At 60.3% G+C, this 16,056-nt stretch carries 13 protein-coding genes; 11 read left to right on the top strand and 2 right to left on the bottom strand.

Going from position 1 to position 16,056, the window contains the following annotated elements; genetic code table 11:
• Positions 1–37: 37 nt before the first annotated feature.
• Together CAF63_RS04970 and CAF63_RS04965 are read right to left on the bottom strand one after the other, a co-directional pair.
• Positions 38–1,288 (bottom strand): ribonucleotide-diphosphate reductase subunit beta, encoded by a 1,251-nt coding sequence (locus CAF63_RS04970; RefSeq protein ID WP_085683612.1) that lies wholly within the window; start codon positions 1,286–1,288, stop codon positions 38–40.
• Positions 1,289–1,842: 554 nt separating this feature from the next.
• Positions 1,843–2,103 carry a DUF2790 domain-containing protein gene (locus tag CAF63_RS04965; RefSeq protein ID WP_085683611.1) on the bottom strand — a complete coding sequence of 87 codons (261 nt, stop codon included), beginning with the start codon at positions 2,101–2,103 and terminating at the stop codon, positions 1,843–1,845.
• A gap of 452 nt (positions 2,104–2,555) precedes the next feature.
• Between CAF63_RS04965 and acs the strand changes: the two genes are divergently transcribed.
• The 11 genes from acs (at position 2,556) to astD (ending at position 15,937) form a co-directional block, all read left to right on the top strand.
• The gene (acs, locus tag CAF63_RS04960) at positions 2,556–4,511 is read left to right on the top strand and encodes an acetate--CoA ligase (protein ID WP_085683610.1); all 1,956 of its coding nucleotides are present in this window, start codon (positions 2,556–2,558) and stop codon (positions 4,509–4,511) included.
• 699 nt (positions 4,512–5,210) lie between these two features.
• The gene (locus CAF63_RS04955; protein WP_064383630.1) at positions 5,211–5,984 is read left to right on the top strand and encodes an ABC transporter substrate-binding protein; all 774 of its coding nucleotides are present in this window, start codon (positions 5,211–5,213) and stop codon (positions 5,982–5,984) included.
• Between the two features lie 91 nt (positions 5,985–6,075).
• On the top strand, positions 6,076–6,765 hold the full coding sequence (locus CAF63_RS04950; protein WP_007951063.1) for an ABC transporter permease: 690 nt from the start codon (positions 6,076–6,078) through the stop codon (positions 6,763–6,765).
• A complete protein-coding gene (locus CAF63_RS04945; RefSeq protein ID WP_011335540.1) occupies positions 6,762–7,460 on the top strand; it encodes an ABC transporter permease in 699 nt (232 codons plus the stop codon). The genes CAF63_RS04950 and CAF63_RS04945 overlap by 4 nt, the downstream gene beginning before the upstream one ends.
• 1 nt (position 7,461) lies before the next feature.
• On the top strand, positions 7,462–8,574 hold the full coding sequence (locus tag CAF63_RS04940; protein ID WP_085683609.1) for a succinylglutamate desuccinylase/aspartoacylase family protein: 1,113 nt from the start codon (positions 7,462–7,464) through the stop codon (positions 8,572–8,574).
• Between the two features lie 23 nt (positions 8,575–8,597).
• The gene (locus CAF63_RS04935; protein WP_003227281.1) at positions 8,598–9,362 is read left to right on the top strand and encodes an ABC transporter ATP-binding protein; all 765 of its coding nucleotides are present in this window, start codon (positions 8,598–8,600) and stop codon (positions 9,360–9,362) included.
• A 243-nt stretch (positions 9,363–9,605) separates the two neighbouring features.
• Entirely contained in the window at positions 9,606–10,586 is a 981-nt protein-coding gene (gene argR, locus CAF63_RS04930; protein ID WP_085683608.1) for a transcriptional regulator ArgR, read from the top strand.
• Between the two features lie 365 nt (positions 10,587–10,951).
• Positions 10,952–12,172 carry an aspartate aminotransferase family protein gene (locus CAF63_RS04920; protein ID WP_085683606.1) on the top strand — a complete coding sequence of 407 codons (1,221 nt, stop codon included), beginning with the start codon at positions 10,952–10,954 and terminating at the stop codon, positions 12,170–12,172.
• Between the two features lie 202 nt (positions 12,173–12,374).
• Entirely contained in the window at positions 12,375–13,394 is a 1,020-nt protein-coding gene (gene aruF, locus CAF63_RS04915) for an arginine/ornithine succinyltransferase subunit alpha (RefSeq protein WP_064598807.1), read from the top strand.
• A gap of 51 nt (positions 13,395–13,445) precedes the next feature.
• Positions 13,446–14,471, top strand: a complete 1,026-nt coding sequence (astA, locus tag CAF63_RS04910; protein WP_011335534.1) for an arginine N-succinyltransferase — start codon at positions 13,446–13,448, stop codon at positions 14,469–14,471.
• A complete protein-coding gene (astD, locus tag CAF63_RS04905; protein ID WP_178081265.1) occupies positions 14,468–15,937 on the top strand; it encodes a succinylglutamate-semialdehyde dehydrogenase in 1,470 nt (489 codons plus the stop codon). Before astA ends, astD begins: the two co-directional genes overlap by 4 nt.
• The last annotated feature ends 119 nt before the right edge of the window (positions 15,938–16,056 follow it).

Here is a 16,056-nt window from a genome sequence, read left to right as displayed (position 1 = left end):
GATCCCCTTTGATACTTCTAGCTTAGTGCTTTTTATGTTAATCCCAGCTCAACGCACCACCAGTCTGATACTCAATAACCCGCGTCTCAAAGAAATTCTTCTCTTTCTTCAAGTCCATAATCTCGCTCATCCAAGGGAACGGGTTAGTCGTCCCTGGGTACTCTTCCTTCAAACCAATCTGCGACAGACGACGGTTAGCGATGAACTTCAGATAGTCCTCCATCATCGCAGCGTTCATGCCCAGTACGCCGCGAGGCATGGTGTCACGCGCGTATTCGATTTCCAGCTGAGTGCCTTGCAGAATCATCTGCGAAGCTTCTTCCTTCATTTCGGCGTCCCACAGGTGTGGGTTTTCGATTTTGATCTGGTTGATCACGTCGATGCCGAAGTTCAGGTGCATGGATTCGTCGCGCAGGATGTACTGGAACTGCTCGGCGACGCCGGTCATTTTGTTGCGGCGGCCCATGGAGAGGATCTGGGTGAAGCCGCAGTAGAAGAAGATGCCTTCCAGAACGCAGTAGTAGGCGATCAGGTTGCGCAGCAGTTCTTTGTCGGTCTCTACGGTGCCGGTGTTGAATTCCGGGTCGGAGATGGCGCGGGTGTATTTCAGGCCCCAGGCGGCTTTTTTCGCGACCGACGGGATCTCGTGGTACATGTTGAAGATCTCGCCTTCATCCATGCCCAGTGATTCGATGCAGTACTGGTAGGCGTGGGTGTGGATCGCCTCTTCGAACGCCTGGCGCAGGATGTACTGGCGGCATTCCGGGTTGGTGATCAGGCGGTACACGGCCAGGGCCAGGTTGTTGGCAACCAGGGAGTCGGCGGTGGAGAAGAAGCCGAGGTTGCGCATCACGATGCGGCGCTCGTCGTCGGTCAGGCCTTCCGGGTTTTTCCAGAGGGCGATGTCGGCGGTCATGTTGACTTCTTGCGGCATCCAGTGGTTTGCGCAGCCGTCCAGGTATTTCTGCCAGGCCCAGTCGTACTTGAATGGCACGAGCTGGTTGAGGTCGGCGCGGCAGTTGATCATGCGCTTTTCGTCAACGGCGACACGGGCAGCGGAGCCTTCGAGTTCGGCGAGGCCTTCGGCGACGTCGAGGGAATCCAGTGCAGCCTTGGCGCGGGCCACGGCGGCCGAGTCTTCGGCGGTCACGGCACGGGCTTCGAGGGCGGCGGCACCGCCGGCGCTGTCGAGGCGGTCCATGTTGGCTTCGCTAGCGTGGCCGGCGTTGGCGCCTTTCACTACTGCTTCTTCACTGTCTTCTTTGTCGAATTCGTCCCAGCTCAGCATGACGTGTCGTCTCCTGCGTGAGGGCCTGTGCCCGTGTGAAAACTGATGGGTTGGTTTTTCACACGGCCGTACAGGCCGCGTTGGATGTCGTTTTTTGCAGCGGTGCTACGCAGGCAATAAACAGAAAATTTTTTCGGGTTTCCGAGAGCCTCTGACGGGCGCGAGTCAGCGTTGACGCTGCTGCGGGGCTTCAGAATGGCTTTGATCCCTGTAAGGGAATATTGCTGACCCGATGGGGCGGCATTATAGGGAAAAAAACAACCGCGTGGGGGAGGGCGAAACAGCGCAGGGTGTTCGAGCGGGAAGGTGATTTCGTTCGGAGCGAGGGTTTACAGGGCTTTCGCCGGGATTGGCCCCGGAGAATTTTTTTTCATTAATTTTTTGGCGTGTGATTGATTGCTCAAAAAACGAGCAAAAAACCGTGTTTTTTACTATATCTTGTGTTTTGCAACCCTTTTGCGCCGCTTCAAACACAACTGAGCCCGACCGAAGCCGGGCTGGAATAGACCCTCGATGTTGCGCTGAGCGATCCGATTCGGTGCAGTCTCAAAACATCAATTGGTGCAGCCGTTGCCCATGATGCTGTAACGCAGGATGTGACGCTGACCCTTGGAGTCGTCGTACTCCATTTTCATCGGTACTACTTCGCAGACATTTGGAACTTCGCTCATGGAAACAACTTTGGCGATGTCCAGGTGAGTGGAGTAAGTGTATTCCTCGATGGCTGGTTGTTGCTGTGCGACATCAGTCGGAACCTCGTCTGCCATGGCGGTTGCGCACAGACTGCTGAGGGCCAGAACCAATAAAGCTTTCATTTGAAATTTACCTTCTTGAGGTCGAGTGGGGTCACGCAACCTTTTTGGGGTTGCGTGTGGAACTTCATCGTTTTGCTTTGTTACTTCAGAACTGGATTAACGGCCTTCGTGGGGGCTGTAACCTTGTTAATCGCTTTGCCTTGTCGGCGAGGTGAATTTTAGGGAGGCGGAGTAGGGGTAAACAGACCCGGTTTTGATAAACACCTTTGGCAAATTTGGTAACAATCCCTGGATATCGTGTGACCACCGCTGCGGCTTTCTCGGGAAACCGGGTCGTCTGAGTCGCTCGCAAGCCAGCTCCCACAAGGGTTGTGTCGTTTGCTTCAGGGGTGTTCCGGGCATTTCTGGATGTTTTGTAGGGGCTTGTTACTACCATCGTCGAATGGTTCTATACGGGCGCCCCGGCTACAACAGGGTCATACAAAAACAACTATTACACCGAGGTAGGAAAGATGAGTGCGGCTTCCCTGTATCCCGTTCGTCCCGAGGTTCTGGCCAATACGCTGACCGACGAGGCGACCTACAAAGCCATGTACCAACAGTCGGTCGTCAACCCTGACGGCTTCTGGCGCGAACAAGCCAAGCGCCTCGACTGGATCAAGCCTTTCACCACGGTGAAACAGACTTCGTTCGACGATCACCATGTCGACATCAAGTGGTTTGCCGACGGCACCCTGAACGTTTCCTACAACTGCCTCGACCGTCATCTGGCCGAGCGCGGCGATCAGGTCGCCATCATCTGGGAGGGCGACGATCCTTCCGAAAGCCGCAACATCACCTACCGCGAACTGCACGAACAAGTGTGCAAACTCGCCAACGCCCTGCGTGGCCAGGACGTTCATCGCGGCGACGTGGTGACCATTTATATGCCGATGATTCCCGAAGCCGTGGTCGCCATGCTGGCCTGCACCCGGATCGGCGCGATTCACTCGGTAGTGTTCGGCGGTTTCTCGCCGGAAGCCCTGGCCGGTCGCATCATCGACTGCCGCTCGAAAGTGGTGATCACTGCTGACGAAGGCATCCGTGCCGGCAAGAAGATTTCCCTCAAGGCCAACGTCGACGACGCCCTGACCAACCCGGAAACCAGCAGCATCCAGAAAGTCATCGTGTGCAAGCGCACCGGCGGTGACATCAAGTGGAATCAGCATCGCGACATCTGGTACGAAGACCTGATGAAAGTGGCGGGCACTGTCTGCGCGCCGAAAGAGATGGGCGCCGAAGAAGCGCTGTTCATCCTTTATACCTCCGGCTCCACCGGCAAGCCGAAGGGCGTGCAACACACCACCGGCGGTTATCTGTTGTACGCGGCCATGACCCACGAGCGCGTGTTCGACTACCGTCCGGGCGAAATCTACTGGTGCACCGCCGACGTGGGCTGGGTCACCGGTCACTCCTACATTGTTTACGGCCCGCTGGCCAACGGCGCGACCACGCTGCTGTTTGAAGGTGTGCCGAACTATCCGGACATCACCCGGGTGGCGAAGATCGTCGACAAGCACAAGGTCAACATCCTCTACACCGCGCCGACCGCGATCCGCGCGATGATGGCCTCCGGCACCGCTGCTGTTGAAGGTGCGGACGGCAGCAGCCTGCGTCTGCTGGGCTCGGTGGGCGAGCCGATCAACCCGGAAGCCTGGGACTGGTACTACAAGAACGTCGGCAAGTCCCGTTGCCCGATCGTCGATACCTGGTGGCAGACCGAAACCGGCGGCAACATGATGAGCCCGCTGCCGGGCGCTCATGCAATGAAGCCGGGTTCTGCAGCACGTCCGTTCTTCGGTGTGGTGCCGGCGCTGGTGGACAACCTCGGCAACATCATCGAGGGCGAGGCCGAAGGCAATCTGGTGATTCTCGATTCGTGGCCAGGTCAGGCGCGCACGCTGTACGGCGATCATGACCGTTTCGTCGACACCTACTTCAAGACCTTCCGTGGCATGTACTTCACCGGGGACGGCGCCCGTCGCGATGCCGACGGTTACTACTGGATCACCGGTCGCGTGGACGACGTGCTCAACGTGTCCGGCCACCGCATGGGTACTGCCGAGATCGAAAGCGCGATGGTCGCTCACCCGAAAGTCGCCGAGGCGGCGGTGGTCGGTGTGCCGCACGACATCAAGGGGCAGGGCATTTATGTCTACGTCACCCTGAAGAATGGCGAAGAGCCGAGCGAGCAACTGCGCCTGGAACTGAAGAACTGGGTGCGCAAGGAGATCGGGCCGATCGCTTCGCCGGACGTGATCCAGTGGGCGCCGGGGCTGCCGAAGACTCGTTCGGGCAAGATCATGCGCCGCATCCTGCGCAAGATCGCGACCGCCGAATACGAAGGGTTGGGCGACATCTCCACCCTGGCCGATCCGGGTGTGGTGCAACACCTGATCGATACGCACAAGACCATGAACGTCGCGTAAGAGTTAGAGCCATAGAAGGCCCTGCCCGGTAATGCCGGGCAGGGCTTTTTTATGCCTGCAGGGTTTGTAGTGGGCTTGCTGACCTCTTCGCGAGCAGGCTCGCTCCCACAGGGGGTTGCATTTCAATGTGGGAGCGAGCCTGCTCGCGAAGGCAATTTGTCCGGCATCGGTGTTGTCCGCTGTCGGAACTCAAAACCATCCAACCAATAATTATCGATTTCAGCCGTAGGACATTTCCCGTTGTTACCCAAGGGATTGCACGTAACTGAATGTGTAACCGCCTGCTCCGCAACGGGGCGTCCGGAAACGCATTGCCCCGTTTTCGGGCCTCAAAACCCCCGGTGAAAAATAAGACATAACCCCGCGCTTGCCGGATTAGAAGGGTTTGCGAATAATAGGCCCGCAATTTGCAGCATAGATCGGTTCACTGTCTTTCGCTCTTGCATGAAATTGCAGGGCTGTCAATGTGCTCAAGCGGGTTTCTCGGTGCATCTGTAATTAGTTGTCGCATTGAAGAAATATCGGCTTCGGGCCTGTCGTTAGAATGCCGATCACTCGCTCGTCGTGGCTTGCGTTGAAGCCTTCGCGGTTTTGACTGGAATTGTCCCACGCACGCAGCAACCGATTTCGTTACACCCATTCGCATATTGGGCTGTCGCTCACTCTGCCGTTTTTGCCCTTTACCGATGGAGTCCCAAGATGAAGAAACTTGTGCTGCTTGGCGCCCTGGCACTGTCCGTGCTGTCCCTGCCGACATTCGCCGATGAAAAGCCTCTGAAAATCGGTATCGAAGCGGCTTACCCTCCATTCGCCTCCAAAGCGCCGGACGGCAGCATCGTCGGTTTCGACTACGACATCGGCAACGCACTGTGCGAAGAGATGAAGGTCAAGTGCCAGTGGGTCGAGCAAGAGTTCGACGGTCTGATCCCGGCACTCAAAGTGCGCAAGATCGACGCGATCCTCTCGTCCATGTCGATCACTGAAGACCGCAAGAAATCCGTGGACTTCACCAACAAGTACTACAACACCCCGGCCCGCCTCGTGATGAAGGAAGGCACTCAGGTCAGCGAAGGTCTGGCTGAGCTGAAGGGCAAGAACATCGGCGTGCAGCGTGGTTCGATCCACGAGCGTTTCGCCCGCGAAGTCCTGGCCCCGCTGGGTGCCGAGATCAAGCCGTACGGCTCGCAGAACGAAATCTACCTCGACGTGGCCGCCGGTCGCCTCGACGGCACCGTGGCGGACGCTACGCTGTTGAATGACGGCTTCCTGAAAACCGACGCCGGCAAAGGCTTCGCGTTCGTCGGCCCGGCGTTCACAGACGTCAAATACTTCGGCGACGGCGTAGGCATCGCGGTACGCAAGGGCGACGCCCTGAAAGACAAGATCAACACCGCCATCGCGGCCATCCGCGAGAACGGCAAGTACAAGGCAATCCAGGACAAGTACTTCGACTTCGACATTTACGGCAAGTAAAGACGTCGCTCGACCCGTCCGAAATGGCGCAAGCAACAGGATCTCTGCGGTTTGCGCCATTTTTTCATCCCAACTTTCGAGGACCTGAATCATGTTGAAAGGCTACGGGGCTGTCATCCTCGATGGCGCTTGGCTGACGCTTCAGCTCGCCTTGTCGTCCATGGCCCTGGCCATCGTTCTCGGGCTGATCGGCGTCGCGTTGCGCCTGTCGCCGGTGCGCTGGCTGGCGTGGCTGGGCGATCTGTATTCCACGGTGATCCGCGGGATTCCCGACCTGGTGCTGATCCTGCTGATCTTCTACGGCGGTCAGGACCTGCTCAACCGCGTCGCACCGATGCTCGGCTATGACGACTACATCGACCTGAACCCGCTGGCCGCCGGTATCGGCACCCTCGGTTTCATCTTCGGTGCGTACCTGTCGGAAACCTTCCGCGGCGCGTTCATGGCGATCCCCAAAGGTCAGGCCGAAGCCGGCATGGCGTACGGCATGAGCAGCTTCCAGGTGTTCTTCCGGGTGCTGGTGCCGCAGATGATTCGTCTGGCGATTCCGGGCTTCACCAACAACTGGCTGGTGTTGACCAAGGCCACCGCGCTGATTTCCGTGGTCGGTCTGCAAGACATGATGTTCAAGGCCAAGCAGGCGGCCGATGCCACCCGCGAGCCTTTCACCTTCTTCCTCGCAGTGGCGGCGATGTACCTGGTGATCACCAGTGTCTCGTTGCTGGCGCTGCGTCACCTTGAGAAGCGCTACTCGGTAGGCGTAAGGGCGGCTGATCTATGATCTTCGACTACAACGTCATTTGGGAGGCCCTGCCGCTGTACTTCGGCGGTCTGGTCACGACCCTCAAGTTGCTCGCGCTGTCGCTGTTCTTCGGTCTGCTCGCGGCCCTGCCGCTGGGGCTGATGCGCGTATCCAAGAACGCTGTGGTCAACGGCGCGGCGTGGCTCTATACCTACGTGATTCGCGGCACGCCGATGCTGGTGCAGCTGTTCCTGATCTACTACGGTCTGGCCCAGTTCGAAGCGGTGCGTGAAAGCTTCCTCTGGCCGTGGCTGTCCAGCGCAACGTTCTGTGCTTGCCTGGCGTTCGCGATCAACACCAGCGCCTACACCGCCGAAATCATCGCCGGCAGCCTGAAGGCCACGCCGAACGGCGAGATCGAAGCGGCCAAGGCCATGGGCATGTCGCGGGTCAAGATGTACAAGCGCATTCTGTTGCCGTCGGCCCTGCGCCGGGCGCTGCCGCAGTACAGCAACGAAGTGATCATGATGCTGCAGACCACCAGTCTGGCGTCCATCGTGACCCTGATCGACATCACCGGCGCGGCCCGTACCGTCAACGCGCAGTTCTACCTGCCGTTCGAGGCGTACATCACCGCCGGCGTGTTCTACCTGTGCCTGACCTTCATTCTGGTGCGCCTGTTCAAGCTGGCCGAGCGTCGGTGGCTGAGCTACCTGGCCCCGAGGAAGCACTGATATGGAACGCATCGACCACGTTCTGCCGTGGAGCCACCTGGGCAGCGAGCGCCGGATTTCGGTATTTCGCTTCGGCAGCGGCGAGCGCAAGGCCTACATCCAGGCCAGCCTCCACGCTGACGAATTGCCCGGCATGCGCACCGCCTGGGAACTGAAAAAACGCCTAGGCGAACTCGAAGCCAAGGGCCTGCTCAACGGCGTCATCGAACTGGTACCGGTGGCCAACCCGCTGGGTCTCGGCCAGTTGCTGCAAGGCAATCATCAGGGCCGTTTCGAGGCCGGCAGCGGCAAGAATTTCAACCGTGATTTCGTCGAACTCAGCGCTCCCGTGGCCGCTACGCTTGAAGGACAACTCGGTGATGATCCGCACGCCAATATCCGTCTGATCCGTCAGGCGATGGCCGATCACCTGGCCGCATTGCCCGAGCCCAGCAGCCAGTTACAAGGCATGCAGCGCATCCTGCTGCAACATGCCGCCACCGCCGATGTGGTGCTGGACCTGCATTGCGACTGCGAAGCCGCGTTGCACATGTATGCGTTACCGCAGCACTGGCCGCAGTGGCGTTCGCTCGCCGCGCACCTGGATGTGAAGGTCGGCTTGCTGGCGGAAGATTCCGGTGGCAGCTCGTTCGATGAAGCCTGTTCGCTGCCGTGGCTGCGTCTGTCGCGTCTGTTCCCGGACGCGCAGATTCCACTGGCGTGCCTGGCGACCACCGTCGAACTGGGTGGTCAGGCTGACACCACGCCTGCGCAGGCTGAAGCCTGGGCCGAAGGCATTCTGGCGTTCCTCGCCGAGCAGGGCCTGATCCGTGGCGAGTGGCCGAACGCCGTGCACGAACCGTGCGAAGGCATGCCGTTCGAAGGCACGGAACTGCTCCTGCCGCCGCATCCCGGCGTGGTGAGTTTTCTGCGCAAGCCCGGCGAGTGGGTTGAAGCCGGTGACAAGATTTTCGAAGTGATCGATCCGCTGTCGGATCGGGTCAGCACGGTGTGTGCTGGTACGTCCGGGGTGCTGTTTGCCATTGAGCGGCTGCGTTACGCCCAACCCGGTTTCTGGCTGGCCAAAGTGGCGGGGCGCGATGCGCTGCGCGACGGCCCTTTGCTCAACGACTGACTGTTTTTGTGAGAACCGACCGCATGTACAAACTTGAAGTCCAAGACCTGCATAAACGCTATGGCAGTCACGAAGTGCTCAAGGGCGTTTCCCTGAAAGCGGCCGCCGGCGATGTGATCAGCATCATCGGCTCCAGTGGCTCCGGCAAAAGTACTTTCCTGCGCTGCATCAACCTGCTCGAGCAGCCGCACGCGGGCAAGATCCTGCTCAACAACGAAGAGTTGAAGCTGGTAGCGAACAAGGACGGCGCGCTGAAGGCCGCTGATCCGAAGCAACTGCAACGCATGCGTTCGCGCCTGTCGATGGTGTTTCAGCACTTCAACCTGTGGTCGCACATGACTGCGCTGGAAAACATCATGGAAGCGCCGGTTCACGTGCTGGGCGTGTCCAAGGCCGAAGCGCGCGAGAAAGCCGAGCACTACCTGAACAAGGTGGGCGTGGCTCATCGTAAGGACGCGTTCCCGGGGCACATGTCCGGTGGCGAGCAGCAGCGTGTGGCAATCGCCCGTGCGCTGGCGATGGAGCCTGAGGTGATGCTGTTCGACGAACCGACTTCGGCCCTCGACCCGGAGCTGGTCGGCGACGTGCTGAAAGTCATGCAGGCCCTCGCTCAGGAAGGCCGGACCATGGTGGTGGTAACCCACGAAATGGGCTTCGCCCGTGAAGTGTCGAACCAGCTGGTGTTCCTGCACAAAGGCGTCGTCGAAGAAAGCGGCAACCCGCGTGAAGTGCTGGTCAATCCGCAGTCGGAACGTTTGCAACAATTCCTCTCGGGCAGCCTCAAGTAATCGCTCCCGTTATGCACCAGATTAGGTCATGCTTCGGGATCTGACGGCGGACCAGACTCCTCTGTGGGAGCGAGCTTGCTCGCGAATGCGATGGTTCAGAAGCAGTGATGCCAGCTGACACACCGCTTTCGCGAGCAAGCTCGCTCCCACAAGGGGTCTGCGCCAGTTTCAAGATTTGTGTTCATTTTCGGGCTAGCATTGGCCCTTGCCTTCATCACCGTTCTTCGCTTCGGATCGCCCACCATGACTGCCCATCGAATTGGTTTCCTGATTTGGCCCAGCACTAAAGCTCTGACTTTGGCGCTGGCAGAGGAGGCCTTGCGTGTTGCCCAGCGTGTGCATCCGGACGTGGTCTATGAGTTGTCGTTCCTGCAGGCCGAAGCACCGGCCGAAGGTGAGTGGCAATTGCCCGGGGAACCCTGGGCCGGCAAACTCGAAAACTTCCAGAAACTGTTCCTGCTCGCTGACGAGCCACCGACCACGTTGGCGCCGGCTCTCAGCAGCGCGCTCAAGCAACTGGTACGCGCCGGTTGTGTGATCGGCGGTCTGTCGGCCGGTGTGTATCCGCTGGCGCACCTCGGTCTGCTCGACGGTTACCGCGCGGCGGTGCATTGGCGCTGGCAGGACGATTTCGCCGAACGCTTCCCGAAAGTCATCGCCACCAGTCATCTGTTCGACTGGGATCGTGATCGTCTGACGGCGTGCGGCGGCATGTCGGTGCTCGATCTGTTGCTGGCAGTGCTGGCTCGCGATCACGGTGCGGAACTGGCCGGTGCGGTCTCGGAAGAGCTGGTGGTCGAGCGCATCCGCGAAGGCGGCGAGCGTCAGCGGATTCCATTGCAGAACCGTCTCGGCTCCAGCCATCCGAAACTCACGCAAGCCGTGCTGCTGATGGAAGCCAACATCGAAGAGCCGCTGACCACCGACGAAATCGCCCAGCATGTGTGCGTGTCCCGTCGCCAGCTGGAGCGGATCTTCAAGCAATACCTCAACCGCGTGCCGAGCCAGTACTACCTGGAGTTGCGCCTGAACAAGGCCCGGCAGATGTTGATGCAGACCAGCAAGTCGATCATCCAGATCGGCCTGTCCTGCGGTTTCTCCTCGGGGCCGCACTTTTCCAGCGCCTATCGCAACTTCTTCGGCGCCACCCCGCGAGAAGACCGCAACCAGCGGCGCAGTAGTAGCCCATTCGAATTGTCGTCGGTGCCGCCCGAGCGGGGTTGAGACGGAGGCCTTCAAAAAGCGCCATGGAACAGTTTTCCATGGCGCTTTTTTTTGCGTTGGAGAAATGCTTTTTTGTAGTGGGTTGCGTGTGCTCTTATCAGTTGTCTGTCGAGGGTGTGCGGTACATAGATATCGCAGGCAAAACCTTTCCCGTTGATATGCTCGCAAGGCGTGCTGCAACTGGCGTCGACAGTTTAAACTGCGCCTTTGCGACGCTATATGTCGCATTGCCGTAAACCCGGGAAAATCCGGGGTTTGCGCTATAAGAAGTTGTCGCTTGGCGACAAGGCCGGGCTGAAAACTGTCCTTACAATCCCCCCATCGCTCGCCAGTTTCAGGCGGGTGGCCCTCATCAGGAGACTCCGATGTCCGTTGAGCACGCTGCGGTACAACGCGCCGATTTCGACCAGGTTATGGTTCCCAACTACGCGCCTGCCGCTTTCATTCCGGTGCGTGGCGCCGGTTCCCGCGTCTGGGATCAGGCCGGCCGCGAGCTGATCGACTTCGCCGGCGGCATCGCCGTCAACGTATTGGGCCATGCGCATCCGGCGCTGGTCGGTGCCTTGACCGAGCAAGCGAACAAGCTGTGGCACGTGTCCAACGTGTTCACCAACGAACCAGCCCTGCGCCTGGCGCACAAGCTGATCGACGCCACTTTTGCCGAGCGCGTGTTCTTCTGCAACTCCGGCGCTGAAGCCAACGAGGCCGCCTTCAAGCTGGCCCGTCGCGTCGCGTTCGACCGTTTCGGCACCGAGAAGTACGAAATCATCGCCGCGCTCAACAGCTTCCACGGCCGCACCCTGTTCACCGTGAACGTCGGCGGCCAGTCGAAGTATTCCGACGGTTTCGGCCCAAAAATCACCGGCATCACCCACGTGCCGTACAACGATCTGGCGGCGCTGAAAGCCGCTGTTTCGGACAAGACCTGCGCGGTCGTTCTGGAACCGATCCAGGGCGAGGGCGGCGTACTGCCGGCCGAGCAGGCGTACCTGCAAGGCGCCCGTGAGCTGTGCGACGCGAACAACGCGCTGCTGGTGTTCGATGAAGTGCAGACCGGCATGGGCCGTACCGGCAACCTGTTCGCCTATCAGCATTTCGGTGTGGTTCCGGACATCCTGACCAGCGCCAAGAGCCTGGGCGGCGGTTTCCCGATCGCCGCGATGCTGACCACCGAAGCACTGGCCAAGCATCTGGTCGTCGGCACTCACGGCACCACTTACGGCGGCAACCCGCTGGCGTGCGCCGTGGCTGAAGCGGTAATCGACGTGATCAACACTCCTGAGGTGCTGAACGGCGTCAACGCCAAGCACGACAAGTTCAAGACCCGCCTGCAACAGATCGGCGAGAAATACGGCCTGTTCACCCAGGTGCGTGGTCTCGGTCTGCTGATCGGTTGTGTGCTGAGCGACGCCTGGAAAGGCAAGGCCAAGGACATCTTCAACGCCGCTGAAAAAGAAGGCCTGATGATTCTGCAGGCCGGCCCGGACGTGATCCGTTTCGCCCCGAGCCTGGTGGTTGAAGACGCGGACATCGACGCCGGTCTGGATCGTTTCGACCGCGCTGCCGCAAAACTGACTCAAGCCTGATAGACCCTTCGGCGCCTGACCTCGTCAGGCGCCGAACCCAATTTTGATGCCGGGCAAGTTTCATTGTGGGAGCGAGCTTGCTCGCGAAAAGGGAGTTTCAGTCGCCATCTATGCTGACTGATACACCGCTTTCGCGAGCAAGCTCGCTCCCACAGTGTCCGGTGTATTTTTCTGTGAATTTATAAGAGAAAGGAGTGACACCATGCTGGTGATGCGCCCCGCGCAAATGGCTGATCTGGGCGAGGTACAGCGTCTGGCTGCGGACAGCCCGATTGGTGTCACTTCCTTGCCGGATGACGTTGAACGCCTGAGCGACAAGATCGCTGCGAGCGAAGCCTCGTTTGCCGCCGAAGTGAGCTTCAACGGCGAGGAGAGTTATTTCTTCGTCCTCGAAGACACCGCCACCGGCAAACTGGTGGGCTGCTCGGCGATCGTTGCGTCGGCCGGTTACTCCGAGCCGTTCTACAGCTTTCGCAACGAGACCTTCGTGCACGCTTCCCGCGAGCTGAAGATCCACAACAAGATACACGTGCTCTCGCAATGCCACGACCTGACCGGCAACAGCTTGCTGACCAGTTTCTACGTGCAGCGCGAGCTGGTGGGTTCGCCTTGGGCCGAACTCAACTCCCGTGGCCGTCTGCTGTTCGTTGCCAGCCATCCGGAGCGTTTCGCCGATTCGGTGGTGACCGAGATCGTCGGTTACAGCGACGAGAACGGCGACTCGCCATTCTGGGACGCCATCGGTCGCAACTTCTTCGACCTGAACTACGCCGAGGCCGAGCGTCTGTGTGGCCTGAAAAGCCGCACGTTCCTGGCTGAGCTGATGCCGCATTACCCGATCTACGTGCCGCTGCTGCCGGACTCTGCTCAGGAAGCGATGGGCCAGGTGCACCCGCGTGCGCAGATCACCTTCGACATCCTGATGCGCGAAGGCTTCGAGACCGATCACTACATCGACATCTTCGACGGTGGCCCGACCCTGCATGCGCGTGTCTCGGGGATCCGTTCGATTGCCCAGAGCCGCGTGGTGCCGGTGAAGCTCGGCGAGCCGGTCAAAGGTGCAGGTCGCCAGTATCTGGTGGCCAATGCCCAGTTGCAGGATTACCGCGCGGTATTGCTCGAGCTGGATTACGCGCCGGGCAAACCGGTGACCCTGGATCTGGAAGCGGCCGAAGCCCTGGGCGTCGGTGAAGGTGCCAGCGTGCGCCTGGTGGCGGTTTAACGCCTTAGCGAGTTTCACGGGTGGCCACGGCGGCCCGTTTGAGGAGATAGCATGATTGTTCGTCCCGTACGCAGCAGCGATTTGTCCGCTCTGATCGACCTGGCCCGCAGCACCGGCACCGGCCTGACCACCTTGCCGGCCAACGAAGAACGCCTGACTCACCGGGTCGGCTGGGCCGAGAAGACCTTTCGCGGTGAAGCCGGTCGTGGCGACGCGGACTACCTGTTCGTGCTCGAAGACGACAATGGTCGCGTGGTGGGGATTTCCGCCATCGCCGGTGCCGTCGGTCTGCGTGAGCCTTGGTACAACTTCCGTGTCGGCCTGACCGTCAGCGCCTCGCAGGAACTGAACATCTATCGCGAGATCCCGACGCTGTTCCTGGCCAACGACCTGACCGGCAACTCCGAGCTTTGCTCGCTGTTCCTGCACGCCGATTACCGCACCGGCCTCAACGGCCGCATGCTGTCCAAGGCGCGGATGCTGTTCATCGCCGAATTCCCTGAATTGTTCGGCAACAAGATCATTGCCGAGATGCGCGGTGTGTCGGATGACGCTGGCCGTTCGCCGTTCTGGGAAAGCCTGGGCCGTCACTTCTTCAAGATGGAATTCAGTCAGGCCGATTACCTGACCGGCGTCGGCAACAAGGCATTCATCGCTGAACTGATGCCGAAATTCCCGCTGTACACCTGCTTCCTGTCGCCAGACGCACGCAACGTCATCGGCCAGGTGCACCCGGACACCGAGCCTGCGCTGGCGATGCTCAAGAGCGAAGGCTTCAGCTATCAGGGTTACGTCGACATCTTCGACGCCGGCCCGGCCATCGAGTGCGAGACCAGCAAGATCCGCGCAGTGCGTGACAGTGAGGCGCTGGTACTGGCCATCGGCACGCCGGGCGACGACGCCACGCCGTTCATCATCCATAACCGCAAACGCGAAGACTGCCGCATCACGGCTGCGCCGGCTCGTCTGGCCGCCGGTACGCTGGTGGTCGATCCGCTGACCGCCAAACGTCTTCAACTCAACGCTGGCGATCAGGTTCGCGCCGTGGCGTTGTCCGCTGCACGGGAGTCGAAATAATGAATTCGCTATACATCGCAGGTGAGTGGCTGGCCGGTCAGGGCGAGGCCTTTCAATCGCTGAACCCGGTGAGCCAGCAAGTGCTGTGGTCGGGGGAGGGCGCTACCGCCGCTCAGGTCGAGTCCGCCGTGCAGGCTGCGCGCCAGGCGTTCGCGGGCTGGGCCCGTCGTTCCCTGGAAGATCGCATCAGCGTGCTCGAAGCGTTCGCCGCCGCACTGAAAAACCACGCCGACGAACTGGCCCGTACCATCGGTGAGGAAACCGGCAAACCGCTGTGGGAAGCCGCGACCGAAGTCACCAGCATGGTCAACAAGATCGCGATCTCGGTGCAGAGCTACCGCGAACGTACTGGAGAGAAGAGCGGCCCGTTGGGCGACGCCACTGCCGTGTTGCGCCACAAGCCGCATGGCGTGGTCGCGGTGTTCGGCCCTTACAACTTCCCCGGCCATTTGCCGAACGGCCACATCGTGCCGGCGCTGCTGGCCGGTAACAGCGTGCTGTTCAAGCCAAGCGAGCTGACCCCGAAAGTCGCCGAACTGACGGTCAAGTGCTGGATCGAGGCCGGTCTGCCGGCCGGCGTGCTGAACCTGCTGCAAGGTGCCCGCGAAACCGGTATCGCACTGGCGGCGAACCCGGGTATCGACGGTCTGTTCTTCACCGGCTCGAGCCGTACCGGCAATCACCTGCATCAGCAGTTCGCCGGTCGTCCGGACAAGATTCTTGCGCTGGAGATGGGTGGCAACAACCCGCTGGTGGTCGATCAGGTCGCTGACCTCGACGCCGCGGTGTACACGATCATTCAGTCGGCGTTCATTTCTGCCGGTCAGCGTTGCACCTGCGCCCGTCGTTTGTTGGTGCCGGAAGGCACGTGGGGCGACAGCCTGCTCAAGCGTCTGGTGGAAGTCAGCTCGACCATCGAGGTCGGCGCGTTCGATCAGCAGCCGGCGCCGTTCATGGGCTCGGTGGTTTCCCTCGGCGCGGCAAAAGCGTTGATGGATGCCCAGGCGCATCTGCTGGCCAATGGCGCAGTGTCGTTGCTGGCGATGACTCAACCTCAGGCGCAGTCGGCGCTGCTGACCCCCGGCATCGTTGATGTGACGGCGGTTGCCGATCGCTCCGATGAAGAACTGTTCGGCCCCCTGTTGCAGGTGATCCGCTACGCCGACTTCGCGGCGGCGATTGCCGAAGCCAATAACACCGCGTTTGGCCTGGCCGCCGGCCTGCTGTCGGATTCCGAAGAGCGCTACCAGCAGTTCTGGCTGGAAAGCCGTGCCGGGATCGTCAACTGGAACAAGCAACTGACGGGGGCTGCGAGCAGCGCACCGTTCGGCGGTGTCGGCGCTTCGGGCAACCACCGCGCCAGCGCCTACTACGCGGCGGATTACTGCGCGTACCCGGTGGCCTCGCTGGAAACCCCGAGCCTGGTGCTGCCGGCGGCCCTGACGCCTGGCGTGAAGATGGCGTGATGCTAATCGCCAGCAGGCTGGCTCCCACAGGATGGGCTGCGGACACGAATTTTGTGAACGACACAATCCACTGTGGGGGCCAGCCTGCTGGCGATGGCCGCGCCGCGGTCGTACTGAAT

Origin of the sequence: Pseudomonas sp. B20(2017), from assembly GCF_002113125.1 — a bacterium.
Lineage (GTDB): Bacteria > Pseudomonadota > Gammaproteobacteria > Pseudomonadales > Pseudomonadaceae > Aquipseudomonas.
This window is presented reverse-complemented; position numbering and strand designations above follow the sequence as displayed.